Source organism: Oceaniserpentilla sp. 4NH20-0058 (assembly GCF_040371755.1).
Classification (GTDB): Bacteria; Pseudomonadota; Gammaproteobacteria; order Pseudomonadales; family Oceanobacteraceae; genus Bermanella.
In genome coordinates this window covers 159,840-186,229 of record NZ_BAABWE010000009.1, presented here as the reverse complement: position 1 = coordinate 186,229, position 26,390 = coordinate 159,840, and the positions used below count along the sequence as shown (strand labels likewise).

Here is a 26,390-nt window from a genome sequence, read left to right as displayed (position 1 = left end):
CTCAGTTTTTTAAGTCGTTTAATTAGTATTAAGAAATAAGACTAGAAAATCACATTTAAACCAAACACCCCAAAACCCAAGCCCTCAGTCTTTTACTTAGCCTCGTCCCTCGGATGCGTAAAAGCCTTAACTCCTTAGTTTTAAAAGCTGATAAACCTTCGTCAGATTAATACCTACGATAGGGTGTCGATTCTGATCTTCATTACGCTTAATAATGTGTATGTGTTTCTAGTTGCAGCTTATTTTATGGTTTTTTGTACTCTATGTTTTCAGAAATTCATTTCACTATTATGTTACTTAGCTTGCAGCAGCTAGGTTCCCACAGGATAATAGATAGCAATATAAGGAGTATTTGTGTCTAAATTTGTTAAAAAATTATGGTTACCTTTTTTAATCTCTATTGGCCTCATTTTGTCTTTATCACTTAGTGGTGAGAGTAGTATAAAAAGTAAGCCGACAGAATTCTCTATATCAAATTTGGCATCCGAGCCATTGTATGAGTACTATGAATTTGGGGCGAATAATACGCCCACTATGCATAGTGCGACGGCAGTTACTCTACCTAACGGCAATTTGCTTGGTGCTTGGTATGGTGGGACAGGTGAAGGTAAGCCGGATGTTCAGTTGTTTACATCTGTGTTTAATACCCATGATCAGGTCTGGTCGGCACCTGTCGCTGTTTTGGATCGTTTACAGGCTGCAAATGAATTAAACAGATTCATTAAAAAGTTAGGAAATCCTGTTTTATATAGGCACCCAAGTGGTGTGATTACTTTATTTTATGTGTCTGTTTCTATTGGTGGCTGGGCAACTAGCAATATTAATATGGTGCTTTCTTTTGATGATGGTCAAACATGGCATCCATCTAAGCGGTTAGTCGTCACTCCTTTTTTAAATATTAGTACGCTGATAAAAAATGATGTGATCACATACAATGACGGCACGTTCGGATTACCTGTTTACCATGAACTTATTGGTGAATTCTCTCATATTATTCGATTAAATCTGCATGGTGAGGTTTTGGATAGTTATCGTATTACGGATGGCGAGATAACCATTCAGCCTAGTATTGTTAGTTATGATGATCAATCCATGATTGCCATGATGAGAGACAGTGGTCGAGATATTGAAAAAATTCATCGCAGTGAAAGCCACGATTCTGGTATGACTTGGTCCGAGTATGAGCCTACTTTATTAGACAATCCGAACGCAGCCGTATTTGCTTTTGTTGATAATAAAAAGCGTACTTGGATGTTATTTAATGACTCTAATAGAAAAAAGGAACGTCCTAGAAATAATTTGGCTTTAGCCGTATCACTAGATAAAGGTAAAAGTTGGAAAATTGTAAAGTATTTAGAAAACCCTAATAAAGACGACAACCATGAGGGTCGCTATGGCTATCCTTGGGTGACCACACAAGGGGATATCTTTCATATTATTTATACATCGAATCGTGAGAATTTTGTACACATTAGATTGAATCAGGCATGGTTGGAGACGTTACTATGAGTGCTTTAATTTCACTTTTTTCGTGCGCGCTAATTTTTATGGCGGTTTGCTTTGGTGTGTTTCAAGTGAAACGCTGGGGTAAGTATTGGCCAGTTGCCTATGTTTTAGTAGCGATAGCCTTAGTATTACCGCTGAATAACTGGTTGTTAATAGAATTTGTCAGAGGTTTCTTTTCCGATTTAAGCATTACGACTATGTTTTTGGTTGTTTGTTATTTATTTAATGTGGTTCGCCCCAATAAGTTTAAAGTGCAAATTTCATTCAAAGTAGCCGTTTTGTTATTAGGGCTTTTTATGTTTCCAATGACTTTAGGTGCGACTCAGTTTGATCCTTTTGCATTAGGCTATAGCTATAATCAGGCATATCCATATTTGGTGGCTACTTGTTCGATATTTGGCTTGTTGTTTTGGTTTTTAGGTCAAACTCAATTGGCCTTGGTATTAGCTTTGGCATTAATTGCAAATGGATTGAAACTCTATGAAAGTGAAAATTTATGGAGTTATATCATTGACCCTATAGCGGTTATAATTTGTACGTCTAGTTTTATTATTAATGGCCTTAAAAAGTTGTTTAATCTACAAAAATCAGTGGAATCAAAAAATGTTTAATTCATTACATTCAGTAGAAAAGGTTACATACCCTTTAATATTATTGGTTTTACTCATAGGCAGTATGACAGCAGTTATTTCACCGGATTATTATACTAAGGTACTCGCAAAAGAAGATGGGCCCATAGAGTGGTTAACCGTAGTGGGTTTATTACTATCACTTTGTGTTGCCATAAACAGAGTAATTTCCTTAAGAAAATCTAAGAATGCTGGATTTTTGGCTGTTTGGGCTTTTTTAGCATTAGTTTGTTTTTTTGGTGCAGGGGAGGAAATCTCTTGGGGTCAGCGTATATTCAATATTGAAAGTTCTGAGTGGTTTAAACAAAACAATGCACAACAGGAAACAAATCTACATAACTTGATAGTAGAGGGTAAAAAAGTTAATAAAGTTATTTTTAGCACATTGCTGGGTTTAGCCTTGTTAACCTATTTATTGGTTTTTACATTTGCTTATCGTAAATCTACAGGTTTTAAGGGGTTTTGTGACACATTAGGAGTACCGATTGCTCATTACCACCAAGTCATTGCTTGGTTTACTATTGCTATCATTGCTCAAGTATTGATTAAAGATGTATCGCGCTCGAGCGAGCTGTTCGAAAGTGCTGCTGTTTTTGTATTCTTACTAAATATTAGTTTCCCATATAACCGGTCAATTTTTGCAAAATGAGAACATGTGAAAATGGACGATATAAAGCCGCATTAGCGGCTTTTTTTATGCCTTCAGAAACGCTCAAGTTGAGTGTATTAATTAAATAGGTAGCTATACATATGTAGTGAAACTAAGACGCTGATCTTTAAGCGGGCATAGATACTGCAGGAATATCAACCTGAGAACTCGTTAGCGTCAAATAACTTATAGTGATAATTTTAATGCACCGCTAAGGTGATACAAATGCCATATTGCACCAGTTTAAGGAGATGACCTATGCGTATGCCAGATATAACAGAGCCATTTGACTTGGTTTTGTTTGGCGCATCAGGGGATTTAGCCCTACGAAAGCTGATTCCAGCGCTTTATTACTTGCATCTTGATGGAAGACTTCATGAAGAGGGGTGTATATGGGCAATCACTCGAAATAATACCTCTCTTGAACCTTATTTAGAGCATATTAAAGAAGCTGCGCACCAACACGGTACCGAAATCGACGAAAAGCAATGGAAAGCATTCGCCAGCCGGATTCGTCATTTAGGGATGGATCTAGACAAAGCCGCTGGTTATACAAAACTAGCTAAAAAACTGAAAACGAATAACCGTCGAAATGTTTACTATTGTGCGGTTCACTCCCGTTTGTACCCCGAAATATCAGAACAGCTCTTTGCCCAAGATGTTATCAATGAGCAAAGTATTATCGTATTAGAAAAACCCATAGGTAGCGATTACCGGAGTGGAGAAGCCATTAATCGTCGAGTAGCGGAGTTTTTTGATGAGTCTCAAATTTATCGTATAGATCATTACTTGGGTAAAGAAACCGTTCAGAATTTATTAGCACTGCGTTTTGCAAACTCAATTTTTGAACATCAATGGAATCAACGATACATAGACCACGTTCAAATCACCATTTCTGAAACCGTAGGAGTCGAGCAACGGGCTGGCTTTTATGAAGGAACAGGTGCATTACGGGATATGCTGCAAAACCATTTACTGCAGTTGCTATGTATGACAGCCATGGAACCACCGGCTTCAATGGAGCCAGAATCAGTACGAGATGAAAAAGTAAAAGTAATTAAAGCGTTAAAACCTATTATTGGTGACGACTTGTTAGATAAAGTGGTTCGTGGGCAATACGATGCAGGAATGATTCAAACTTCTAAAGGTAGCGAAATGGTGCCTAAATACCGTGATGAACCCGGCGTGAGTCAAGACTCCTACACGGATACATTTGTAGCGCTAAAAGCTGAAATTGATAATTGGCGTTGGGCGGGGGTGCCTTTTTATTTACGAACCGGTAAGCGATTAGCTGAAAGGGCTTGTGAAATTGTTGTGCAGTTTAAAGAAGTGCCTCATAGCCTATTTGAAATGCAAAATAAAAAAACCATGGCGAATAAACTGGTGTTTCGATTACAGCCCGATGAAGGGGTTCGCTTGCAAATGTGTGAAAAAAGAGTGGGCAATCACATGCAGGTTCGCCCGATGACATTAAGTTTGAATAATACTGGCGAAAAGAAACGCGTTCCAGATGCTTACGAGCGCCTATTAGCGGATGCGATCAATGGTAATGCGACGTTGTTTTTGCGTGAAGATGAATTAATGAGCGCTTGGCAGTGGGCTGATCCGATTTTAGAATTTTGGCAACAAGCGGATCAACGTCCAGAGCCATATAGTGCTGGATCATGGGGACCAGCTGCGTCAACACTTCTTTTGGCGAAAGACGGTCGTTTATGGCAGGAAAATAATTAGTATGGATTTCTTTGCGTTTTCAAATCGTCAGGCTTGTGAAAGTGCATTATTGGACGATGTGTCTGCTCGTTTAAGTGAAACCTTGCAAGGCAGCAATCAGGTATCTATTGCACTAGCAGGAGGGAATACACCAAAAGATTTTTATTCACAATTAAGTGAAGTGGAAATACCTTGGCAAAAAGTAAAGGTAAGCTTAACCGATGAACGCTGGGTGGATGTTGAGCACCCAGATAGTAATGAACGTATGATCAAGCAAACCTTGTTACAAAATGAAGCTAAGTCATGTTTGTTTTTTGGGTTAAAAAATTCAGAAATCACACCAATGGCAGGCCAATTAAGAACCGCTGACTTACTTAACAAAGCTGTAAAAAAAATAGATTACGCCATATTAGGCATGGGTGATGATGGTCACTTTGCTTCTATTTTTCCAAATATGGAAAATACAGAACAACTACTAGATCTTAATCAAACAGCACCTTGTTTGCCTGCTTGCCCAGAAGGCAAACCAGCCAGAATGAGTTTAACACTGTCGTATTTATTAAGAGCAAAATGTTTATATGTTTTTGTTTGTGGCGAGGCTAAGCGGTCTGTTATCGAAAACATGCAACAGCCAAACCCTGAGACAATATTGCCTATCTATTATTTGATACACCAGGATGAATGCCCAGTTAAATTTTATTGGAGTGAATCATGATCCACAAAATTGTGGCCCAAGTGACACGAAATATTGAATTACGAAGTGAAGACACGCGAAAGCAGTATCTTGATTTAATGGCTCAGATGGCACAAGAGAAACCCACACGCGGGCAGCTAGGTTGTACCAACCTTGCTCACGTGATGGCCTCTCAAGATGATGTAGGGAAATTAATTTTAAAAGATACTACTTCTGGCTTGAATGTTGGAATTCTGACAGCCTATAACGATATGTTAAGCGCGCATCAGCCGTATTATCGTTATCCTGAAATGATCAAACAGCAACTTTATAAATACGGCATTTCAGCTCAAGTTGCAGGGGGTGTACCGGCCATGTGTGATGGTGTTACACAAGGTTATGCAGGTATGGAACTATCGTTGTTTAGCCGAGATGCTATTGCACTTTCTACGGCTGTTGGCCTATCGCATCAAAGTTTTGATGCCATGGTTCTTTTGGGGATTTGCGATAAAATCGTTCCCGGTTTACTTATGGGTGCGTTACGTTTTGGTCATTTACCTGCGATATTTTTACCTGCAGGGCCAATGGCCACAGGCATTAGTAATTCTGAGAAGGCGCAAGTTAGACAAGCTTATGTAGAAGGAAAAGTAGGTGATGCTGAATTACTTGAAAGTGAAGTGTCAGCGTATCATAGCCCTGGAACATGTACTTTTTACGGCACCGCAAACTCCAATCAAATGTTGTTAGAAGCCATGGGGCTTATGTTGCCCGGTAGTGCGTTTGAGCAGCCGGACTCAAACGTGCGAGAGAAGTTTAATGAAGAGGGTTGCGAGCAAATTGCCCACAATGCTCAATTAAGTATGCATAAACAAAATTCAGCTATTCAGCTTGGGCACTTAGTGAATGCTAAAAGTATTGTGAATGCCATCGTAGCTTTACTAGCAACAGGTGGGTCGAGCAATTTAACCATTCACTGGATTGCAATCGCAAAAGCCGCTGGCATTCAATTAACGTGGCAAGATATGCATGACTTGTCGCAAGTGGTGCCACTCATTTGTAAAGTGTATCCAAACGGTTCTGCTGATATTAATGCTTTTCATAAGCTTGGAGGCACAGCGTATGTATTTAATGAGTTATTGCACGCAGGGTTAATGCACGGAGATGTATTGACCACAACGCAAAAAACCTTAGCGCAAGATGTGATTCATTCAACGCGGCATTGGCAAAACTACTATGCTAAAAAAGTAAAATCGGCCCAGCAAAAGCAAGTATTGGCCACGGTGAAAATGCCGTTTGATGAGAAAGGCGGTTTAACCTTACTAAGTGGAAATATCGGCCAAGCCATTATTAAAGTCTCTGCCGTGAAACCGGAGCATAGAATTATTCGAGCACAAGCCAAAGTATTTCTAGATCAGCTTGATGTGATAAAGGCATTTCAAAATAATGAGCTTAATCATGATGTAGTGGTGATTTTGAAGGGGCAAGGTCCAAAAGCCAATGGTATGCCAGAATTACATAAGCTGATGCCGGTTCTTGGAAGCCTGCAAGATCATGGGTTTAAAGTGGCGCTATTAACAGATGGTCGATTGTCAGGTGCATCAGGTAAAGTATTAAGTGCTATTCATTGCGTGCCTGAAGCCGCAGCAGGAGGGTTTATTGATTTAATTCATGACGGTGACACGGTTGTGATTAACGCTGAAACAGGTGAAATGAACGTGTTAAATGTGGATTGGCACGAACGCACACCTCAATACAAAAACATCAAACAAAAAGGGGTTGGCCGAGAGTTATTCAGTGTCTTTAGAAAACACGTAACACCGGCCGATAAAGGCGCGATAAGCATAGATTGGGATGAGTAAATGTCATTTGAAATGTGGTTAAAACAAAGCAAGCCTGTCATTCCTGTAATTGTAATAGACGAAATTGAGCAAGCAGTGCCTTTGGCCAGAGCATTATTAGCCGGAGGTGTGACCCTATTAGAGGTGACTTTGCGAACACCTGTGGCTTTTGCAGCCATAGAGCGAATCGCTAAAGAAGTGCCAGAAGCCATTGTCGGTGTTGGTACGGCTACTAAGGCTGAGCACATTCAACAGGCCAAGGATGCTGGAGCTCAGTTTGCACTTAGCCCGGGAATATCGGAAGGTTTAGTGCAAAAATCACAAGACCTAGCATTGCCTTTTATGCCGGGTGTTATGACACCATCGGACATTATTCATGGTTTAGATTGCGGCTTAACGGAGTTTAAGTTTTTCCCTGCTCAACAGGCAGGTGGAGTGAAGATGCTTAAGGCATTCTCGGGGCCATTTCCAAATGTGAAGTTTTGCCCGACAGGGGGTATTTCTCAGGAGAGTGCTCAGGATTTCCTGTCGTTAGATAATGTCATGGCTGTTGGTGGTTCTTGGTTGTGCTCTAAAGCACTCATGGCTGAAAAAGACTGGGCAGGTATTGAAGAACTGGCCAAATCTAGCTAATCGCACACTAAACAAATACATGGTTTTGACTACACTAAAACCATGAAATGGATGCTTCTTACTAGTGCTCTATGGGTACTGTCATTAACGACTCTGGCGCAAAACAACTTATTGCAATTGCGAGTGAGTCATCAACAGGACACGACTCGTGTATTCAGCGGTTTAGACGACCTTAATATTCAGCGTCTTGAAACTGAGGTCGGTATCCCCTTATTGGCCATAAGTTCGTTTGCCGGTACTTGGTATGGCGGTTTTGAATTTACTGAGAATCGTTTTGTATTATCAGGCAGTGTGGCTGCAACTCGACGATTATATCGATTTTCGCTACCGTTTGAATTTGAAGCCAGACCTTCAAAACGTTGGCAGCACATCTGGCGTTATGCGCCATCATATTATTCAGATGAATCCCTCTTAGATCAAACTCGTTATGTGAATGAATTTGCATGGCATGTTAAATATAAAGCAAATAGAAAAGCCCATTGGGTTTTGGGTATTCGCCAAGATACACGTTTTGGCATTGAATCCATGTATCCGGTATTTGGGCTAGAGTCTCGGCCAAATAGTAAGATCTATCATCACTGGATATTTCCTGATATGTACTCACAGGTAAAGCTAAATAAACGGCAAAGTGTACAAGTTTTTGCAAAGCCTAATGGTGGCAATTGGCGGTATTTACAAGCAGATGGCAGTGTGGCTTCGTTTGGCATGACAGACTGGAATATAGGAGTCGCTGTGATGCGACAACTAAAGCATCCTCTGCAATTCAAATTAGAGCTGGGCATGAAAATGTTAGGAGAGGGCAGTATTGCTGGTAACGACGGGGACTTAGAGGATGGCTTCTTTTTTTTAGCTTCTATTGAAACCCGTATGTTTTAAGGGTGACTAACTTTGCAAGGGTTGAGATTTATATGGCACAATCCGCTTTTTAATACAGAAGCCAAATCATGCTATTTTTTAAACGCCATTGGTCAATACCGTTATTCATACTGGTTTCTTGTTTATTCATCGTTTTTCCTCAGGTTGATTTATGGCTTTCTGGGCTATTTTGGAATGGTACTTCAGGGGAGAAAGGTTTTACCCTTAATGAAAATGGCTTTGTTCAGTTTGTCTATTGGGTGTTTTTACATATTCCTAAAATCTTAATTCCAGTGTTGCTTTTTATGCTGGTGTTGCCTTGGTTCAAGCAATCATTACAACCTACACGTAAATATTCGGGCTTTTTATTATTAGTACTGTTAGTTGGCCCAGGAATCATTGTACACCCAATTTTGAAGGACAACTGGGATCGACCAAGGCCAAGAGACGTGCAGCAATTTGGTGGGGAGCGTGAGTTTACTCCAGCATTTATAGTGACAGAGCAACCGGGTCGTAATCAGAGCTTTGCCAGTGGTCATGGTGCCATGGGCTTCTTTTTTATGGCTTTTGCTTGGGTGTTTAGGAAGCGTCGCTATCTTCTTGGTGGTTTAGTGATAGGAGCAATTGTCAGTATGGGGCGTATTGTTCAGGGGGGGCACTTTTTATCTGATGTGGTCACCGCAGGCTTTATTGTTTATTTTACTGCGCAGATTCTTTCCTATTACATGCTGGGATACAGCCGGATAAAACCGAGCACTGAATAATATAGGATTATTCGATTGTTTCTAGCGAATTATTGCACCTATTAATCAAATAAATTGGTTTATCCTTGTTTCAACGCTAAACATTACACAGCATTGGAGCAAGACATGACAACACTTCTACAGATCAATACCGGCATATTTGGGGATAACTCTCAATCAACGGCATTAGCCAATGCCTTTTCAGAGCAGTATCTCTCCCAGCATAAAGATGCCAACCTAGTGGTGAGGGACTTAATTGCTCAGCCAATACCTCATTTAGATGCTCAGATTATCAGTGCTTTTGCCAGTGATGACGACAATCGAACTTCTGAGCAACAAGCCACGTTAGATGCTAGCCAAGCTTTAATTGATGAACTAGCCAATGCAGATGTCGTGGTATTAGGGTTACCAATGTATAACTTTAATATACCAAGCCAGTTAAAAGCCTACATGGACCAAGTAGCGCGCGCCGGAATTACATTCAAGTACACAGAAAGTGGGCCGCAAGGTTTATTACGTGACAAGCCTTTGTATGTTCTGGCGGCACGAGGAGGCATGCATGTGGGTCAAATGAGTGATACACAGACAGATTTTATCAAAACCTTCTTTGGGTTTATTGGTATAACTCAAGTGGAGTTCATCTATGCAGAAGGTTTGAACATGGGTGATGGCGCTAAAGAAACGGCTTTAGCTAATGCTAAAAGCAGCATTGTGCACCATGCTGCTTAAACTTTAGGGCTACTTGGTTGGCTGATTAAGTTGGCACTTACCCTAACCCTTTCTGTGAAGCACAAGCTTGAACTGGTAAACTTGTTTTTATTTAGATTCAAGCTTGGAAAATCAGCATGGCTTTACAGTATCAAATTGTGCCAGTGACGGCATTTGAACAAAATTGCTCTATTTTATGGTGCGATGAAACCCAACAAGCCGTGGTGGTGGATCCGGGTGGTGATTTACATAAAATTGAAGCGGCATTAAAAAGCCTTTCTGTTCAGCTTACGGCAGTGTGGTTGACCCATGGTCATATCGATCATGCTGGTGCGACGGCTACAGTATCTGAGAGCTACGGTATCCCCATTATTGGCCCACAAAAAGAAGAACAATTTTGGATTGATATGCTACCTCAGCAAAGTGCTATGTTTGGTTTTCCTCAAGCAGGTATGTTCACACCAGACCAATGGTTAGAGCAAGGAGATACCGTTACCGTTGGTAATCAAACTTTACGTGTGATGCACACGCCGGGGCATACACCTGGCCATGTGGTGTTTTATAGTGAACCGGCTAAATTAGTAGTAGTCGGTGACGTGCTATTTAATGGGGGGATTGGTCGTACCGATTTCCCCAAAGGCGATCATCAAACACTAATAAATGCTATCAAGGATCAGTTATTTACCTTACCGGAAGAAACTCAATTTATTCCCGGTCACGGCCCAATGAGCACCATTGGCCATGAAAAGCGCACGAATCCATTTGTGAATATGTACGGCTAATAGCAAAAAACTGCCTTGCAGCTTACTGCAGGGCAAAGAGACTATGATGTTGTGACTTCGGAAAGAATTTCGTTTAACAACACCGTCAGCATTTATCAGCTAATCCCAAAGATGTGTAATGCAGGTGTAAAGTTTTCTTAGCTTGTTAGTACGAGAGTAATGTATGACCACACAAACCCTAGCAATGAATGATGCTCTATATGACTACTTATTAAGCACCTCTGGCAGGCAGTCCGAATTATTAAAAGAGCTGGCGGATCTTACTGCAAAAGATCCGATGGCGATTATGCAGATAGCACCTGAGCAAGGCCAGTTTATGGGCTTGTTGGTCAAATTACTGAATGCTAAGAATATTATTGAAGTGGGCACTTTTACCGGTTACAGCTCAATCTGTATGGCACAAAATATGACTCGACCTGCACGAATCGTATGTTGTGATATTGATGTAAATTGGACAAATACGGCAAAAAAATATTGGCAAAAAGCAGGGGTAGATGACATCTGTCAACTGCATTTAGCGCCAGCTTTAGATACATTAAATGGCTTAATAAATGATGGCGAGCAAGAGCAATTTGATTTGGTTTTTTTAGATGCTGATAAAGCCAATTATGATAAGTACTATGAAACACTTTTAAAACTCACCCGTCCAGGTGGTTTGATGTTAATTGATAACACATTATGGAGTGGTCGTGTTATTGACGACAGCCACCAAGATGCGGATACCCAAGCAATACGCGCATTAAACTTGAAACTTAAAAATGATGAGCGTATTGAATTGAGCCACCTACCTATAGCCGACGGGTTAACGCTTTGTTTGAAGCGCTAGAAAATGCAATTAACCGATAAACAAAAAATACAATATATCCGTAAAGCAGTACGCGCTGAAGGTGACGCCATACGTGAGCGCCACCCCATCTTAGCCCATAAAAACCTTATGGCTATGATCATATTTATATTTTCAGTATTGGCCGTGGTGTTAACTGGTTATGCTTATTTGCAGCAATGGATACCTGCCTATGTTTGCATTGTGGTAGTTGCCATTTGCACATCTTTTTTACACGAACTTGAGCACGATTTGATTCATTGGATGTATTTTAAAAAATCACCCTTAATTCATCATTTTATGTTGCTGGTGGGTTGGATATTACGCCCGGGTACGATAAATCCATGGGTGCGTCGAAATTTACACTTTGAGCATCACAAGCTATCCGGTACACCAGAAGATATAGAAGAGCGTGGTATCGGTAACGGATTAAAGATAGGGCCATTACGTTTAATCGTTATGCTAGATACCTTAACCGGTGGCGTGATTCGCGCTTTGGTTCAAAAGGTGGGGTTTGAAAAAATAGAAAGTGCCGTACTGACCATACTGGCCCACGCACCGTTTGCGGTGATCACTGTGGTGCTTTGGTATGGCTTTTTAGGGTTTCATCTAGCCAACATTTTTGAATTAGGCATTCATTGGCAAGGATCAACAATAGAATTTATGCATACCATTGAACCGCTCATAGTAATTCTTATCGCACCCTTTTATGTGCGTTCTTTTTGTTTGAACTTAATCAGTTCAAACATGCATTATTATGGCAATGTCACCAGTGTAATGCGCCAAACACAGGTATTGAATCACCCAATATTGTGGCCGTTACAGCTATTTTGTTTTAACTTTGGTGCGACCCATGCCATTCACCACTTTGTTGTGGCTGAGCCTTTTTATATTCGCCAATTAACCGCAAAAAAAGCCCATAAAGTGATGAAGCTATACGGTGTTCGCTTTAATGACTTCTCTTCTATGATGCATGGAAATGTGTACTCGCTCTCGAAAAGTGAGGTCTAGCTTAGGTTTTGGCAAGGATGCCTGTAACGCTATGAGTTAGCATGGTTTTTAAGAAAGGAGTGAGCTCTTCATCAGAGTATTCTGAATAAAACCCATCAATCATCAACATGGCCATGCCGTGAACCGTAGACCATAGGGTACGGGCTAAAAGTTTGGGATCTTCTTGCACCAAAAAACCTTGGTCAACGCCAACGGTTACTTGTTCCAATATCACACTAAATGCACTTAGGCTGGTATTTGTTAAATCAGCTGAGTCGCATTGGCGTTTCAAACGCTCACCAAACATTAAGCGATAATGCTCTGGGTGATGTTTAGCAAAATTCAAATAGGCCATGCCAGATGCCATCATGCTTTCCTGTAACCCCCCTTGTTGGTTCATAGTCGCTTGTTTGGTTTGTTCCGCGAGTAAATTAAATCCTTGTTGTGCCAATAAGGTAAGTAAGTGAGTTTTATCATTGAAATGGCGATAAGGAGCCGTTTGGCTAACGCCTAAGTCGCGGGCCACTGCCCTGAGACTAAGTTTTTCGACGCCATCACGAGCTATGCGTTTAATAGCTGCATCTAAGCAAGCACAGGCTAAATCGCCATGATGGTAGTGAGGTTTAGTAATTTTCATGCTGGCATTATTCACATATTTGTTGACACTGTAAACATCTGTATTCTAGTATCTTTTCACGGCGAACAAAATTCAGGGCAAGGACTTGCCTGTAAATACATCCAGAGGACTTCCATGGGTATATTCAAAACGATTTTAATCAGTGTTCTTTTCGGCTTAAGTCAGCAGGCTTTAGCGGATTCGGTTGTAGTGCGTGTGGCACCAGTGCTCTTTAGTAATCACGCTAAAACCATTGTTTCTAGCGGTGTTGTAAGACCTGTGTCAGAACAAACCCTGAGCTTCAGAGTCTCTGGTTTTTTAAAGAGTGTGCGGGTGCAAGAAGGGCAGCGTGTAACAAAAGGGCAGCTATTAGCCTCGCTGGAATTAGAAGAAATTGATGCTCAAGTAGCGAAAGCAAAAGCCATGTTAAAAGATGCACAGCGCAAACTTAATCGCCTTACTAAGCTAGAAAGCCAGCAACTTGCCTCTAACGAGCAAATTCGTCAAGCGAAAACCCAAGTAGATATTGCACAATCAGAGCTAACCATTGCGTCATTTAATCGTAAATATGCGCAAATTCATGCCCCGGCAAATGGTCGAATATTGTCACGCCATATTGAAATCAATGAGCAAGTGAATACAGGTCAACCGATATTTGTGTTTGCAGATGAAGAGCAAGGCTGGGCAGTACGCTTATCCGTAGCCGATGTGGATGTGGTAAAACTGAATATTAATGATCAAGCAGAAGTATTATTAGACGCATATCCGATGCAAGTTTTTAAGGCAAAAATTCGTGATATTTCAGGTAAGGCACATCCTATCAACCAAACTTTTCAAGTGGAGTTAGCACTGCAAAGTGAGCAAAAGCTTTATTCAGGGTTAGTGGCGCATACACAAATCACACCTAGCCTACAAAGCCATGTAGCTAAAATCCCCATGGGTGCATTGATTCAGGCAACGGGACTTCAAGCGAAGGTATATGTACTGAATTTCAATCAAGAAGCAGTACTAAAGGATATTCAACTGGCTTACTTTGATGAAGACAATGCCTATGTGCAACATGGGTTAAGTGACCACGATCAAGTCGTAGTAGAGGGTGGTGCATTTATTAGAAATGGCAAAGACATTGCTATCATTAACTTGCAGGAACTACGATGAAACTTCCTGAAATCGCCATCGATAACCATCAAATAACCTACCTTATAATCAGTATTTTAGTACTTTTGGGTGTGGTTTCATTTTTGACTATGCCAAGAGCAGAAGACCCTCAGTTAGATTTTCCTGCGGTTTCAATTGTCGTTGTTAACCCCGGTACAAACCCTCTGGACATGGAGTCGCTAGTAGTAGATCCAATTGAGTCTGCGGTAAATGAACTTGAAGATATTGAAAAAGTAAAAACTAATATTGAAGATGGTTTAGCGAGATTTGAAGTAGACTTTATATATGGCTCAGACCCAGATGAAAAATACGATGATGTATTAACAGCGGTCAATAATATTCGCAATCAATTGCCTAATGGCATAGTAAAACTAGATATTAAAAAAATATCCCCAAGTGAAGTGGGTATTTTGCAAATAGCATTACTTACCAAACAATCTAACTTCGTGGGATTACGACCCATTAGTGAACAACTTGAAAATAGATTAAAACGAGTTCCCGGTGTAAAAAGAGTTGATGTTGAGGCCATACCTGATTTAGAAGTACAGGTACTGTTACAGCCAGCTAAGCTTCATGCCTTAAATTTAAGCTGGCAAACGGTTTATCAAGCGGTTAATAGTGCTTCGCTTAATATTCCTGGTGGTCATGTGCATGCAGGAGAGCGTCGTTTTAGTGTGCTAACCAGTGGTGACTTTAAAAACCTTGAAGAAATTGAAAACATTGTTGTCGCGTCAATTGATAATCAGCCAATTTATTTAAGGAACGTGGCAAAAATAAAATTAGGTGAAGCGCTTCCTAGCTATCGTGGATTTTATAAAGGTCAGCCTGCTATCTTTTTAAGCATTATACAGCGTCATGGCAGTAATATTTTTAATGTAAGTGAGAAAATAAAACAGGAGTTAACCGATTTTGAATTAGATATGAACGAAGAGTTTGGTATTCAAATTGTTAATGATCAAAGTATCAGTGTGAAATCTCGAGTTGATGGGTTTTTTAATAATTTATTTCAAGGCTTAGTATTAGTGGCGCTGGCTTGTCTTTTAGTACTTGGTCGAGGTCCTAGTTTTGTTGTTGTGCTGGCCATACCTATTTCTATATTTATTGCTATTGGCTGGTTGGATTTATCTGGTTTTGCCATTCAACAAATGTCCATTGTAGGGTTGGTTATAGCTCTTGGTTTATTGGTCGATAATGCCATTGTTGTAATCGAAAACGTTATGCGTTTGCAGCGTACAGGGTTGAGCCCAATGCAGGCGGCTAAAAAGGGCAGTACCCAAGTGGCTATGGCTATTGTAAGTGGAACATTGACAACAATATTATCATTTGTGCCTATGCTTTTGATGCAAAATGGATCCGGTAGTTTTATTCGGTCTATGCCGGTGACAGTTGTATTGACTCTTATAGCCTCTTTATTTATAGCGCTATTATTAACGCCTTTATTAAGTACACGCTTACAATATAAAAAAAATACAACGACCAAAACTCAAACTCTATTAGATAAACTAAGTACAGGTCGTTATGCTCGCACATTGAAATGGTCGTTATTACATCGTAAATCTGTGATTGCAATGGCATTAGTTGTATTTATATTTGCTATTGGCTTGTTTCCGTTTATTGGCGTTAGTTTGTTCCCAAAAGCAGAAAAACCTATGTTGCTGGTGAATATTGAATTACCAGAAGGAGGTAGCTTTTATCAAACTCAAGAACATGCCATTCGTATAGAAGAGAAATTATTGGGTTATTCTATTGTTGATGATGTGGTAATGAATATCGGAAGAGGTAATCCTAGAATATATTATAATGTTAGCCCAAATAGGCAAACGCCTAACTTCTCTCAGCTATTTGTTAAATTAAATAAAAGTGAGCTTAATATTGTAGAGCCGTTTGTTGAGCGCTTAAGGCATGAGCTTAATCAACAAGCTGGTGTGCGGGTATTAATCAAAGAATTTCATCAAGGCCCCCCTGCCGAGGCTCCTATTACTGTTAGGGTGATAGGTGATGAATGGGAAAGCATTAGACACATAGCCAAACAAGTGGAATCTATAATGGTGAATCACGCTGGAACGGTTAATGTGGATAACCCAACAGGTAAAAACAAAATAGATATAAAGTTGAACATTAATCGCGACAAGGCTGCGATGCTGGGGTTATCAGTAAGTACCATAGACCAAACCGTTCGTTCAGCTCTGGTTGGTTTGCCTATGGGCACATATAAAGATCAACTTGGTGATGAGTTTATTATCACCTTAAAATCGTCCGATTCATTGGAGCCTCAGCTTAGGGCATTTGATACGATGCAACTACAGTCTCCGTCTGGAGCGATGATACCTTTAAATCAAGTAGCTTCATTGCAGATGGCAAATAGTATTCCAGGTATTCAACATCATAATTTAAAGCGAATGGGGCGAGTAACCGCTGATGTTAAAAGTGGGTTTAATATTGCTAATGTAACATCAGAGTTATCTCAAGAATTGAATTTACTATCATTACCTAAAGGTGTGTCGTTAAATTTTGGCGGTGAACAAGAAAGTCGACAAGAGTCTTTTGGTGGTATGGCAAAAGCACTGATTATTGCTATGTTAGGTATTTTTTCAGTATTAGTAATGCAATTTAAATCATTTAAACAGCCACTTATTATTTTTAGTGCAATTCCTTTTGCGGCAACAGGTGCTTTCTTTGCATTATTTATAAGTGGCCATACATTTTCATTTACTGCATTTGTAGGGCTAACGTCATTGGTAGGGATTGTGGTTAATAATGCAATTATTATTGTAGATTATGCTAATCAAAAAATTCATGAAGGGATCGATATCTTTGATGCTATTTTACAAAGCGCCCAAGTAAGGATGACACCTATATTATTAACCACTGTTACAACCATAGGTGGTTTATTGCCCCTGACACTGAGTGGCTCTAGTATGTGGTCTCCAATGGGGTGGGCTATTATTGGTGGGCTAATCGTTTCTACATTACTAAGTTTATTTGTGGTGCCCGTCCTATATGTGATTTTTACGACACAAGCGGATGTCGTAAAAAATCTGAAGGCGGCCTAAAGTGATAGCTGAAACATCAGAAAAGCAAAAAATGCTAAACGGCGATTGGTTTAATCCAGTGGCATTGGAATTGCGATTAATGCGCGAGCAAGCTAGGCAAGCGTGTGCAAAATTTAATGGTCATCCAAGTAAGGGAAACCTAAAGCATATTACTCGTCTTTTTAACGAAAAAGGAGAGCAACTTGTATTAGAGCCTGGTTTTCAATGCGACTATGGAACACAAATTACAGTTGGAGAAAACTTTTTTGCTAACTTTAATTGCGTATTATTAGACAGTGCTAATATTGTATTTGGTAATGACGTACTGCTAGGGCCAAATGTACACATTTATACAGTGGATCACCCTCGCGATACGGTAGCACGACGCAATGGGCTGTGCATCGCAAAACCAGTGGTAGTGGGGAATGATGTATGGGTGGGGGCAGGTGTTAAGATTTTACCTGGCGTCACGATTGGGGATGGTGCCATTATTGGCGCAAATGCCCTTGTTCGCCATGATGTCGCATCGAATGCCACCGTGTATTAGGCTATAAGAATTTAAAAACCGTCTACACTCAGACTATATGAAGGGGCTAAATCCATTTTATAGTGCGCTGAGTGTCTATTGCATCGCATTCATCAGTTACTACCTGTCAGGCTTATTTGGTTTGGGATTAGCTATACCCCCAGGTTTTGCTTCTGCCGTATGGCCTGCTTCGGGCTTGGCTCTTGCCCTTGCGATTATCTTCCCCATGCCTTGGATTGCTTTAGGCGTATTCTCTGGCTCATTTCTATTAAATTTTGGTCAGGCCACTAACCAATTTGAATTCTTACAATGGTCTATGACCGTTGCACCTATTAAAATAGCATCAGGTGCTACGTTACAATTAATAGCAGGTTATTGTTTATTTAAAAAACTAGTGGGCACCAGTAACTTGGTTGATGTTCCAAAGTCTATTGTTCGATTTTCCCTGATTGTTACGCCAATTAGTTGTTTAATCGCCAGTACCTTTGGAACAAGTGCTTTATTAATCAATGGAATAATCACCAACGAAGAAGTAATGTTTACTTGGTTAACATGGTGGATAGGTGACGCCATTGGTATATTATTATTCACCCCGATGTTGATTGTATTATTTTCATCGACTTCTATATTCTCTAAAAGACGTAAGTTACAAGTCATTTTACCTTCATCAATTATCTTCATTGCTACTTGTTTGTTATTTATCTGGTCACAAGAAAATAGAAAAATTCAAGTTGACGATGTTATTAGTGATTATGCAAATCAATATTCTCATAAAATTAATGAACAGTTATCTATATCAAAAAACAAATTATTATCATATCAAGCGTATTTTCAAGGCAGTAATTCAGTCACATTTAAAGAATTTAACAAATTTTCATCAGTGCTATTGGGTGGTAGTTCTATATTGCATGGAGTGGGTTGGACGGAAATAATTGAACATAAAGATAGAGCATCTAAGGAAAAAGAACTTCAACTACAAGGGTATAAGGACTTTTTATTTAAGCAGCCAAATAAAATTAAAGAGATGATTCCTTCGCAAATAAAAAATATTTATTACCCAATTATTTTTATTTTTCCATTAAAGACTAATGAAAAAGCACATGGCTTAGACTTGGGAAGCCTGCCTGATAGATTGAATATTTTGAAAGACGTTCAGCGTACTTCAAAAGGTCAGGCTACACCTCCCATTCAGCTTGTACAAGGTAATGAATCGCAAGCAGCCACTATATTGTATTTACCAGTGTGGAAAAAATATCCAGATAATACTCATTTATTGGGATATGTCAGTGGAGTGTATATTTTTAATAATATAGTAAGGCCAGTATTGGATTTAGCAGAAAAAGAAGAAATCACATTTAAAATGAGTGATATCACGAACGCAAGTGATGTCAAACCTATAATTCAAACTAATGTCGATTTACATCGGACTTATTCTGGGGTGTCAAAAACTGTTTCGTTTGCTAATCGTGATTATCTATTAGAGTTTTATCCCACAAGTCATTTTGACCTAGGATCAAAGGACTGGGTGAGCTGGTTGATATTAATTATAGGGTTTATTTTATCAGCACTTTTTCAAGCGTTTATATTAATGGTAACTGGAACAATTGAATACACTAGTCGTATGGTTGAGAAAAGAACTAAAGAATTGAGGGTTTCTAAAGAAAAATCTCAGTTTGCAAGTAAAGCAAAGTCCATGTTTTTAGCAAACATGAGTCATGAGTTACGCACCCCTCTTAATGCAATTATTGGTTTGATAAATTTGTGTTTAAAGACAAACCTTAATGATGTTCAATCTAGATATTTAGAGCAATCGAAATTAGCATCTGAAACATTGATGTTGTTAATTAATCAAACATTAGATTTTGCAAAGATTGAATCTGGTAAATTAGAACTTGAATCCATTGAATTTGATTTATCACTTTTACTTAGCAAACTTCATGCGATATTTAGTATTCAATCTAAAAGTAAAAATGTTGAATTCAATTTACAGGCAGATTCTAAGCTTCCAGTTACATTGGTAGGCGATGCCTTAAGGTTAGAGCAGGTATTACTTAATTTATTAAGTAATGCGTTTAAGTTTACAGATAAAGGCAGCGTCAGCTTAAGTCTTAGTGTGGATGTAGTGAATGATGTGGAATTATTAAATTTTTCTGTAAAAGACACGGGAGTAGGTATATCGTCTAGCCAACAAAAATATATTTTCCAATCATTTAGACAAGCCGATAATTCAACCACACGTAAATTTGGCGGAACAGGGTTAGGTTTAGCAATAAGCAAACAAATTATTGACTTAATGGATGGTTCTATTGAATTAATAAGTACAGAAGGACATGGATGCGAGTTCAAAGTCAGCATACCATTAATTACACCTAAGGCTAGTGCTGCATTTACCGTTGAAGATATGTTGGTGCAGAACACAGGGAGTAAAAAAGCAAATAAAACGATAATTCAAAAGGATTCGCTAAAGGGTATTAATATACTGCTAGTTGAGGATATACAGTTAAATAGAATGATTGCAACTGAGCTTTTAGAGAGCCATGGTGCATCCGTCACGCAAGCGGTTGATGGTCAAGATGCCATCAATAAGTTAGAAGCTATATTAGGGTTTAATATTGTACTCATGGATATTCAAATGCCTGTATTAGATGGTTATGCGGCAACCGCTATTATTCGCTCCAATGAAGACTTCCAATATTTACCAATCGTTGCAATGACCGCCAATGCGATGCAAGAAGATATTGATAAGTGCATGGCTGTGGGTATGAATGGTCATATAGCCAAACCCATTGATGAAGAAAACATGCTCCTTACCATTCTATCCGTAATAAAGTCCCATGCAATAGATTGGCATGGGGGAAACCATTAAAACCTGTTATTATAGTCCGAAAATATCTGCTCTATTCTACTGGATCTCCTATGAAATTACTTGTTCGAAACCTAGCTCGAACCACTACCCAAGATGAAGTACAAAGTTTATTTGAGCCTTTTGGGTCTGTTCAGTCTTGTACTTTAGTTATTGATAGCTCTACTGGCGAATCTAAGGGGTTTGGTTTTGTGGAAATGCCAAAGCCGGGTGAAGCCAAAGCGGCGGTTAAAAACTTAAATGGTTTAGAAGTGGCCGGTAACAAAATTCGTGTTAAAAAAGCCGAAGATAAATAGTTACATAACGAGATTATAAATGAGTATTCAAGAAATTAGTGTGAGTAATAATCAAAAGAAAGCACTGAAAAAAGCCTTAAAGAAGTCAAAAGCGCTAATTGAAGAAGAAAACGGAGACTTGGTGTTAGACCAAGATACTTATTACAATTGGTGCGATGAGTCTGGCAAATACCCTTTGGAAGATGTATTACCAGATGAAGACTTCGATGACGAAGCAGAGTTCATTGTATTTACCTAATGGCGAGAAAGCGAATTGGCTAAGGTAAAAAAGATTAAAGCTGTGAACGTGGATAATTTATCCACTTGGATTAAATATAAAAATGGCTTGTGCGATGATTGTAATGCTACCTGTTGCACGTTACCTGTAGAGGTAAGGCTGAGTGATTTGATTCGTATGGAACTCATTTCTGAGTTTGAAGCCGAGAATGAACCTCCAAAGCAACTTGCAAAACAATTAATGAAACAAGGAGTGGTAGAGCATTTCAACTTCAAGACAAGCATCTATACCTTAACACGGCTATCGAACAACGATTGCTTGTATCTACATAGAGAAACGCGTCGATGCACAATCTATAACAAGCGTCCAAAAACTTGTCGTGAACACCCAAGGGTGGGGCCAAAACCCAATCATTGTGCGTACATAAAGCGAGTATAAAAAAACGGAGCCATAAGCTCCGTTTTTTTATACTGAGATTATATGGTTATTTAGTTTTTGGCATATCCCAAACCGTTAATCCCGTTAGGTCTTTACTGGTTTTTAATATTTTGCTGGCTACTACATAAGTCACAATAAACATGATTACATTACCTACAAAGCCAGTGTAATACAGGTCAAACGGTACACTGATTGAATCGGGCAATAGTTGGTTTTTACTTAGAATTGTCCAGATAGTAAAAACCATGGTGCTAACTAGGCCAGCCCAAGCGGCTCTGGCATCGCCTTTTTTGGTGAAGAAACCAATCATGTACAAACCTAATAAGCCGCCGCCTAAAATGCTGGTTAAAATGGTGGCAGTATCTTGTAGGGTTTTTGTTTCAGCATTGGCTAAATAAATGGCTCCGCCGATCATTAATACTGCACTAATAGAAGCAATTACCCATGCCGCTTTCAAATAATGTTTATCGTTTTCATTGGGCTTTAAATGGCGGCGATAAATATCCACAACAGAAACCGTTGAAATAGCATTGATAGAGCTATCTAACGAGGACATGGCTGCAGCTAAAGCAGATGCAATGACAATTCCTGCAACTCCTGCTGGTAAGTGGTTACTAATAAAATAGGGTAAAATTTGTTCGGGGGCGCGTTCGCCATTAAGCATTTCAGTGGCTGCCACAGCAGGAAACTCTTGGAAGAATACAAACAGAGCAGTACCTAAAAACATATAAAATGCCCAAATAGGCAATGAACTACATACAGCCACTAACATGGCTTTACGCGCTTCATGGGTCGATTTAGATGCACAATAACGCTGTACTGTATTTTGGTTTGACGAGTACTCGGTTAACCATGCAATTAAACCAATAAACAGCATCATGCTTATGGTTTTTTCATCAAAGCGAATTTCCCAGCCCACCGCCTGTAAATTGCCGTTTTCTAACACACTAAACGATAGTTTATCGAATTGATTGGCCACTTCAAAAATTTGACCAAGACCACCGGGTAGAGCATCAATTATCACCCACAGGCACAACAACCCGCCTAAAAGCAAAACCATGGTTTGCATAACATCTGTCCAGATAACGGCATCAATACCACCCACTATGGTGTAAATGGCCACAATGATACCGCCAATTAAAATACAACTTGTGGCGCTTAATCCTGTCAGTTCTTGAATAACTAAAGAGAGTAAAAATAAAATCATACTAACACGCACAATCTGCGCGATGATAAAGGCAACGGCACCGTATACACGCACGCTAGGCCCAAAGCGATCTTCTAAATATTCATATGCTGAGGTGACTTTACCGCGACGAAAAAACGGTAAAAACAAATAAGCAGCAATGAGTATCCCTAAAGGCAGCATTAGGTTAGGTACAAATCTAAGCCAGCTGGTTTTAAAGGCATCCCCAGGGTAAGCCAAAAACGTAATTGAACTGATTGATGTGCCCACTAAAGATAAACCAATCACCCAACCACTAAAGCTGCGTCCGCCGACAAAGTATTCTTCTGTGTTGGTATTCTTGCGGGAAAAATAAAAGCCGATACCTGTGATGATCAGCAAATAGCCAAATAGGGCTAATAAGTCTAAGGGTTGTAATGACACGGCGGGACCTTCAATGGTAACTTTTGATTATTATAAGCCCCACACCCAATGGGCATGGTAGCCCGCCATAGTAGCAAAATTCCCCAAGATGCCCAAATGGAGCATACCTAGGAGGCTAAGTTAATCACCACACTGCCTTTTTTATGTTGCGTGTCTACATGGTCATGGGCTTGATGAATAGCATCAAGTGGGTAGATTTTTTCGACAAAAGGTGACAGTTGTTTTTTCTCGATAAGTGCCTCTAATTGAATAAGCCACTCATTTAATAACCCTTTGTCGGTCAATCCGGTCGCGGAAAATTTGGCCTTTTTATTCCCCCAAATTACGCTGAGTAACATATGCCCCAATAAAGAAAGGCTCAATACCGGCGATAAATACATTCCTGTTGATGTTAATGCGTGTTTACAGCATTTGAAGCTACGCTTGCCCACAGTATCAAATATTACATCGTACGCACTCTTGTTTTGAGTAAAGTCTTCTTGGTGGTAGTCGATCACTTGGTCGGCCCCCAGTTTGGTGACCCATTCATGGTTCTTTTGGCTGCATACGGCGATGACATTTGCTCCTTTGGCTTTTGCAATTTGCACCGCAGCGTGGCCAATACTTCCTGAGGCGCCATTGATCAAAACGGTTTGTTGAGGTTGGATATTAGCCATATGGACAAGAAAGTTATATGCCGTTAATGGGCCATCGCACAAGGTACTGGCTTGTTCAAAGGCGATGCTTTTTGGTTTTTTACGGATCAATGCATCGCTGGGTAGAATAATGTATTGAGCATGGCAGCCAAAAGAATCAGCGCTTTCCCCATATATCTCATCCCCTACATTCAAGTGAGTTACTTTATCCCCAATGCAATCGACCACACCCGCTAACCCAGTACCGGGAATAGGGTGTTTAGGCCGCAGCAGACCTAAAAATAAACGGGCAAACCTTGGCGTGCCTTGACGCATCATTGTGTCCGCTTGGCTTACTGGGCTGGCGTGTAGTTTTATACGTACTTCATCGGCTTGAGGTAAGGGAGTACTTACATCTTGAAGTGCCAGTACAGCACTGCTGCCGTATCCGTTTGCTATAACCGCTTTCATTAGTTACCCATCCGAGATTAATCTTTAACTTACAGTGTAAGTTAGCTTACACTGTAAGTATAAATTGTCAATAGATCAAATTCTAACCATGCCTGATGATGTAAAGCCCCCGTTAAGCCGAGAGAAAATTCTAGCCGTCGCCATGAATATGGCAGACGAACAGGGGTTGCAAGGTTTGTCCATGCGTAAGCTGGCGGATGAGTTGGGGGTTAAGGCCATGTCCCTTTACAACCATGTTAAAAATAAAGACGACTTGATTGATGGCTTAGTTGAGAAAGTAGTGGCAGAGATTCCAATCCCTGACATAAGTAAGCCTTGGAAAGCCGAGCTGGCTAACCGCGGGATGAAGGCTCACCAAGTGTTAATGCGACACCCTTGGGCCAGTGTCCCCTTAGTATCTCGCGCCAATGTAGGCCCCAATATGATGAGCTATGTGAATGCCACGTTAGGGTGTCTGATAGAGGCTGGGTTCAGTCCTGCATTGGCGGATCATGCTTGGAATGCCATGGATAATTACATCTATGGGTTTACGCTACAAAGTTTAAACTTTCCGTTTAAAGAAGGGGAATACCAACAAGTGGCCCAGCAATATTTACCCAGTTTACCTAAAGCGCAATGGCCGTATTTGTATGCGTTATCAGAAAAGGTGGCCATGGGGGAGCATGATGGGGTGAATCACTTTGAATTTGGGTTTGAGTTTATTTTGGATGGATTAGAGGGGTTGTTAAATAGGACGTTAAATTCGGAATGATGTTTTGTTACCGGACAGAGTGGCCCACGGGTTTGTTTTTTGTCGGTGCTGCAAAATTGTAGGAGCGTGCTCGCGCGCGATAAACGCATGTGCGTTATCTATACACCGCTAATTATTTAGATATTGGAATTCAGGCAAAATAAAGCCAGCACGGTTCTTTCTCTGGGGTACGAAGTACGCGAACGCAGTGAGATCCCGGACCCTGCTTCGCGGCAACCCACGAGCCGCTCGTTTATTATGGAATAATCGAGGCGCTTTGGTTGTAGCGGCCCGTGAATGCCGCATTTTTGTTATCGTTATCGTTATCGTTATCGTTTCGTGTCTGGTTTACGGTTGGTGCTGAAACATTCTTTAATAGCTAATTTTCGAAATCACTGAGCTTGCATTAATTGCCTAATACAATCTAAAAAAGGAGCTTTTAGATATGATCATTTCCCGCAGTAATTACACTGTATAAATAAGCAGTATATTTTCAATGAATTAAGGAATCCATGCGTGTTTTTACATTTAAATATAAAAATAGTGCGTGTTTTTACTGGTGCCCTGAATTTAAATCGTGCAATATCAACGACTTATAAAAATGAATACCTAGATTGCGAGAACCCGCAATTAGGGTAATACCGCGCATGCGCGTTTTTCCTGAGAAGCCGAAACGGAATTTGGTCTACAGCCCAGTAATGGCGAGTATTCCAGACGTTTTTCCCTTCAATATTAGAACTGCAAAAACGCGCATGCGCACGATTAAAATGTTATAGGTTCATTATGAAAACTCTACCAAGTATTTTAATATCGATGCTTTCTTTCTCTGCTTTTGGGGGCGAGATATCCATCAATACGTTGATCACTACGTTCGAAAAATACGGAGTTAAAGCAGCGAATGATTTTTCGGTAAGGAATTCAAATTTGGTAGAAGGACATGCTGTCGTAAACATCTCAGACCTGGCATATTCGATAGGTAATAGTGAAGTGGTAGATACGACTTGGTTCTATGCAAGTAAATCAGATAAGAGTTTTACCATTTACTCGCCAATTTCCCAAAGGTATTTTAAGGGAGCTGATTTGTTTTCTAAGCGCAGCTTTACTGAATGTGGCGGTAGTGGAGCTACTGCTGGGGCAATGTACCTCTCGTTTAAGAATGAAGATCATGTGTTCTATACGTACTCAAGTGGAAGTATGGGAGCGTCATATTCATTTGCATTTATTAACGAAAAATATGAATCTTTAGAGAAAAAATGTAAGGCTGCGTGGCGTTCATGAACT

The 26,390-nt window shown here is 40.0% G+C and carries 25 protein-coding genes; 22 read left to right on the top strand and 3 right to left on the bottom strand.

Annotated features, from left to right (window positions below; all coding sequences use genetic code 11):
- The first annotated feature begins 354 nt into the window (after window positions 1-354).
- The 13 genes from ABWV45_RS12935 to ABWV45_RS12875 all read left to right on the top strand — a co-directional run bounded on the left by ABWV45_RS12935 (window position 355) and on the right by ABWV45_RS12875 (window position 12,560).
- On the top strand, window positions 355-1,509 hold the full coding sequence (locus ABWV45_RS12935; protein WP_353352129.1) for a sialidase family protein: 1,155 nt from the start codon (window positions 355-357) through the stop codon (window positions 1,507-1,509).
- Window positions 1,506-2,117 (top strand): hypothetical protein, encoded by a 612-nt coding sequence (locus ABWV45_RS12930; protein WP_353352128.1) that lies wholly within the window; start codon window positions 1,506-1,508, stop codon window positions 2,115-2,117. Before ABWV45_RS12935 ends, ABWV45_RS12930 begins: the two co-directional genes overlap by 4 nt.
- A complete protein-coding gene (locus ABWV45_RS12925; protein ID WP_353352127.1) occupies window positions 2,110-2,784 on the top strand; it encodes a hypothetical protein in 675 nt (224 codons plus the stop codon). Before ABWV45_RS12930 ends, ABWV45_RS12925 begins: the two co-directional genes overlap by 8 nt.
- A gap of 258 nt (window positions 2,785-3,042) precedes the next feature.
- The gene (gene zwf, locus ABWV45_RS12920; RefSeq protein WP_353352126.1) at window positions 3,043-4,515 is read left to right on the top strand and encodes a glucose-6-phosphate dehydrogenase; all 1,473 of its coding nucleotides are present in this window, start codon (window positions 3,043-3,045) and stop codon (window positions 4,513-4,515) included.
- A 1-nt stretch (window position 4,516) separates the two neighbouring features.
- Window positions 4,517-5,209, top strand: coding sequence for a 6-phosphogluconolactonase (pgl, locus tag ABWV45_RS12915; protein WP_353352125.1), 693 nt, complete (start codon window positions 4,517-4,519; stop codon window positions 5,207-5,209).
- Window positions 5,206-7,026, top strand: coding sequence for a phosphogluconate dehydratase (gene edd, locus ABWV45_RS12910; RefSeq protein WP_353352124.1), 1,821 nt, complete (start codon window positions 5,206-5,208; stop codon window positions 7,024-7,026). Before pgl ends, edd begins: the two co-directional genes overlap by 4 nt.
- Window positions 7,027-7,638: a bifunctional 4-hydroxy-2-oxoglutarate aldolase/2-dehydro-3-deoxy-phosphogluconate aldolase gene (locus ABWV45_RS12905; protein WP_353352123.1), complete on the top strand. Its 612-nt coding sequence runs from the start codon at window positions 7,027-7,029 to the stop codon at window positions 7,636-7,638.
- A 42-nt stretch (window positions 7,639-7,680) separates the two neighbouring features.
- Window positions 7,681-8,514, top strand: a complete 834-nt coding sequence (locus ABWV45_RS12900) for a hypothetical protein (protein ID WP_353352122.1) — start codon at window positions 7,681-7,683, stop codon at window positions 8,512-8,514.
- A gap of 68 nt (window positions 8,515-8,582) precedes the next feature.
- Entirely contained in the window at window positions 8,583-9,257 is a 675-nt protein-coding gene (locus ABWV45_RS12895) for a phosphatase PAP2 family protein (protein ID WP_353352121.1), read from the top strand.
- Window positions 9,258-9,362: 105 nt separating this feature from the next.
- Window positions 9,363-9,965, top strand: coding sequence for an FMN-dependent NADH-azoreductase (locus tag ABWV45_RS12890; RefSeq protein ID WP_353352120.1), 603 nt, complete (start codon window positions 9,363-9,365; stop codon window positions 9,963-9,965).
- Window positions 9,966-10,081: 116 nt separating this feature from the next.
- A complete protein-coding gene (locus ABWV45_RS12885; protein WP_353352119.1) occupies window positions 10,082-10,726 on the top strand; it encodes an MBL fold metallo-hydrolase in 645 nt (214 codons plus the stop codon).
- A 163-nt stretch (window positions 10,727-10,889) separates the two neighbouring features.
- Window positions 10,890-11,552, top strand: coding sequence for a class I SAM-dependent methyltransferase (locus ABWV45_RS12880; RefSeq protein ID WP_353352118.1), 663 nt, complete (start codon window positions 10,890-10,892; stop codon window positions 11,550-11,552).
- A 3-nt stretch (window positions 11,553-11,555) separates the two neighbouring features.
- Window positions 11,556-12,560 (top strand): fatty acid desaturase, encoded by a 1,005-nt coding sequence (locus ABWV45_RS12875; protein WP_353352117.1) that lies wholly within the window; start codon window positions 11,556-11,558, stop codon window positions 12,558-12,560.
- A 1-nt stretch (window position 12,561) separates the two neighbouring features.
- Here the strand turns inward: ABWV45_RS12875 and ABWV45_RS12870 are convergent, their stop codons facing one another.
- Complete coding sequence (locus ABWV45_RS12870; RefSeq protein ID WP_353352116.1) at window positions 12,562-13,176, bottom strand: TetR/AcrR family transcriptional regulator; 615 nt, start codon at window positions 13,174-13,176, stop codon at window positions 12,562-12,564.
- 114 nt (window positions 13,177-13,290) lie between these two features.
- On the opposite strand from ABWV45_RS12870, the gene ABWV45_RS12865 reads away from it, so the two are divergent.
- Genes ABWV45_RS12865 through ABWV45_RS12835 form a run of 7 tightly spaced genes read left to right on the top strand, consistent with a single transcriptional unit; the run spans window position 13,291 to window position 21,685 of the window.
- The gene (locus ABWV45_RS12865) at window positions 13,291-14,313 is read left to right on the top strand and encodes an efflux RND transporter periplasmic adaptor subunit (protein WP_353352115.1); all 1,023 of its coding nucleotides are present in this window, start codon (window positions 13,291-13,293) and stop codon (window positions 14,311-14,313) included.
- Complete coding sequence (locus ABWV45_RS12860) at window positions 14,310-17,366, top strand: efflux RND transporter permease subunit (protein WP_353352114.1); 3,057 nt, start codon at window positions 14,310-14,312, stop codon at window positions 17,364-17,366. Before ABWV45_RS12865 ends, ABWV45_RS12860 begins: the two co-directional genes overlap by 4 nt.
- Before the next feature lies 1 nt (window position 17,367).
- Window positions 17,368-17,892 (top strand): sugar O-acetyltransferase, encoded by a 525-nt coding sequence (locus ABWV45_RS12855; RefSeq protein ID WP_353352113.1) that lies wholly within the window; start codon window positions 17,368-17,370, stop codon window positions 17,890-17,892.
- A 37-nt stretch (window positions 17,893-17,929) separates the two neighbouring features.
- Window positions 17,930-20,737, top strand: coding sequence for a CHASE domain-containing protein (locus ABWV45_RS12850; RefSeq protein ID WP_353352112.1), 2,808 nt, complete (start codon window positions 17,930-17,932; stop codon window positions 20,735-20,737).
- Window positions 20,738-20,787: 50 nt separating this feature from the next.
- The gene (locus tag ABWV45_RS12845) at window positions 20,788-21,030 is read left to right on the top strand and encodes an RNA recognition motif domain-containing protein (protein WP_353352111.1); all 243 of its coding nucleotides are present in this window, start codon (window positions 20,788-20,790) and stop codon (window positions 21,028-21,030) included.
- Between the two features lie 19 nt (window positions 21,031-21,049).
- Window positions 21,050-21,268 (top strand): hypothetical protein, encoded by a 219-nt coding sequence (locus ABWV45_RS12840; protein WP_353352110.1) that lies wholly within the window; start codon window positions 21,050-21,052, stop codon window positions 21,266-21,268.
- A 48-nt stretch (window positions 21,269-21,316) separates the two neighbouring features.
- Complete coding sequence (locus ABWV45_RS12835) at window positions 21,317-21,685, top strand: YkgJ family cysteine cluster protein (RefSeq protein ID WP_353352109.1); 369 nt, start codon at window positions 21,317-21,319, stop codon at window positions 21,683-21,685.
- Window positions 21,686-21,731: 46 nt separating this feature from the next.
- Here ABWV45_RS12835 and ABWV45_RS12830 read toward each other — a convergent pair whose 3' ends face one another.
- Together ABWV45_RS12830 and ABWV45_RS12825 are read right to left on the bottom strand one after the other, a co-directional pair.
- Window positions 21,732-23,294 (bottom strand): sodium:solute symporter family protein, encoded by a 1,563-nt coding sequence (locus ABWV45_RS12830; protein WP_353352108.1) that lies wholly within the window; start codon window positions 23,292-23,294, stop codon window positions 21,732-21,734.
- A 107-nt stretch (window positions 23,295-23,401) separates the two neighbouring features.
- On the bottom strand, window positions 23,402-24,379 hold the full coding sequence (locus ABWV45_RS12825) for an NAD(P)-dependent alcohol dehydrogenase (protein WP_353352107.1): 978 nt from the start codon (window positions 24,377-24,379) through the stop codon (window positions 23,402-23,404).
- Window positions 24,380-24,443: 64 nt separating this feature from the next.
- Between ABWV45_RS12825 and ABWV45_RS12820 the strand changes: the two genes are divergently transcribed.
- Both ABWV45_RS12820 and ABWV45_RS12815 read left to right on the top strand, forming a co-directional pair.
- A complete protein-coding gene (locus ABWV45_RS12820) occupies window positions 24,444-25,130 on the top strand; it encodes a TetR/AcrR family transcriptional regulator C-terminal domain-containing protein (RefSeq protein WP_353352106.1) in 687 nt (228 codons plus the stop codon).
- Window positions 25,131-25,892: 762 nt separating this feature from the next.
- Window positions 25,893-26,387 carry a hypothetical protein gene (locus ABWV45_RS12815; RefSeq protein ID WP_353352105.1) on the top strand — a complete coding sequence of 165 codons (495 nt, stop codon included), beginning with the start codon at window positions 25,893-25,895 and terminating at the stop codon, window positions 26,385-26,387.
- Window positions 26,388-26,390: the final 3 nt, after the last annotated feature.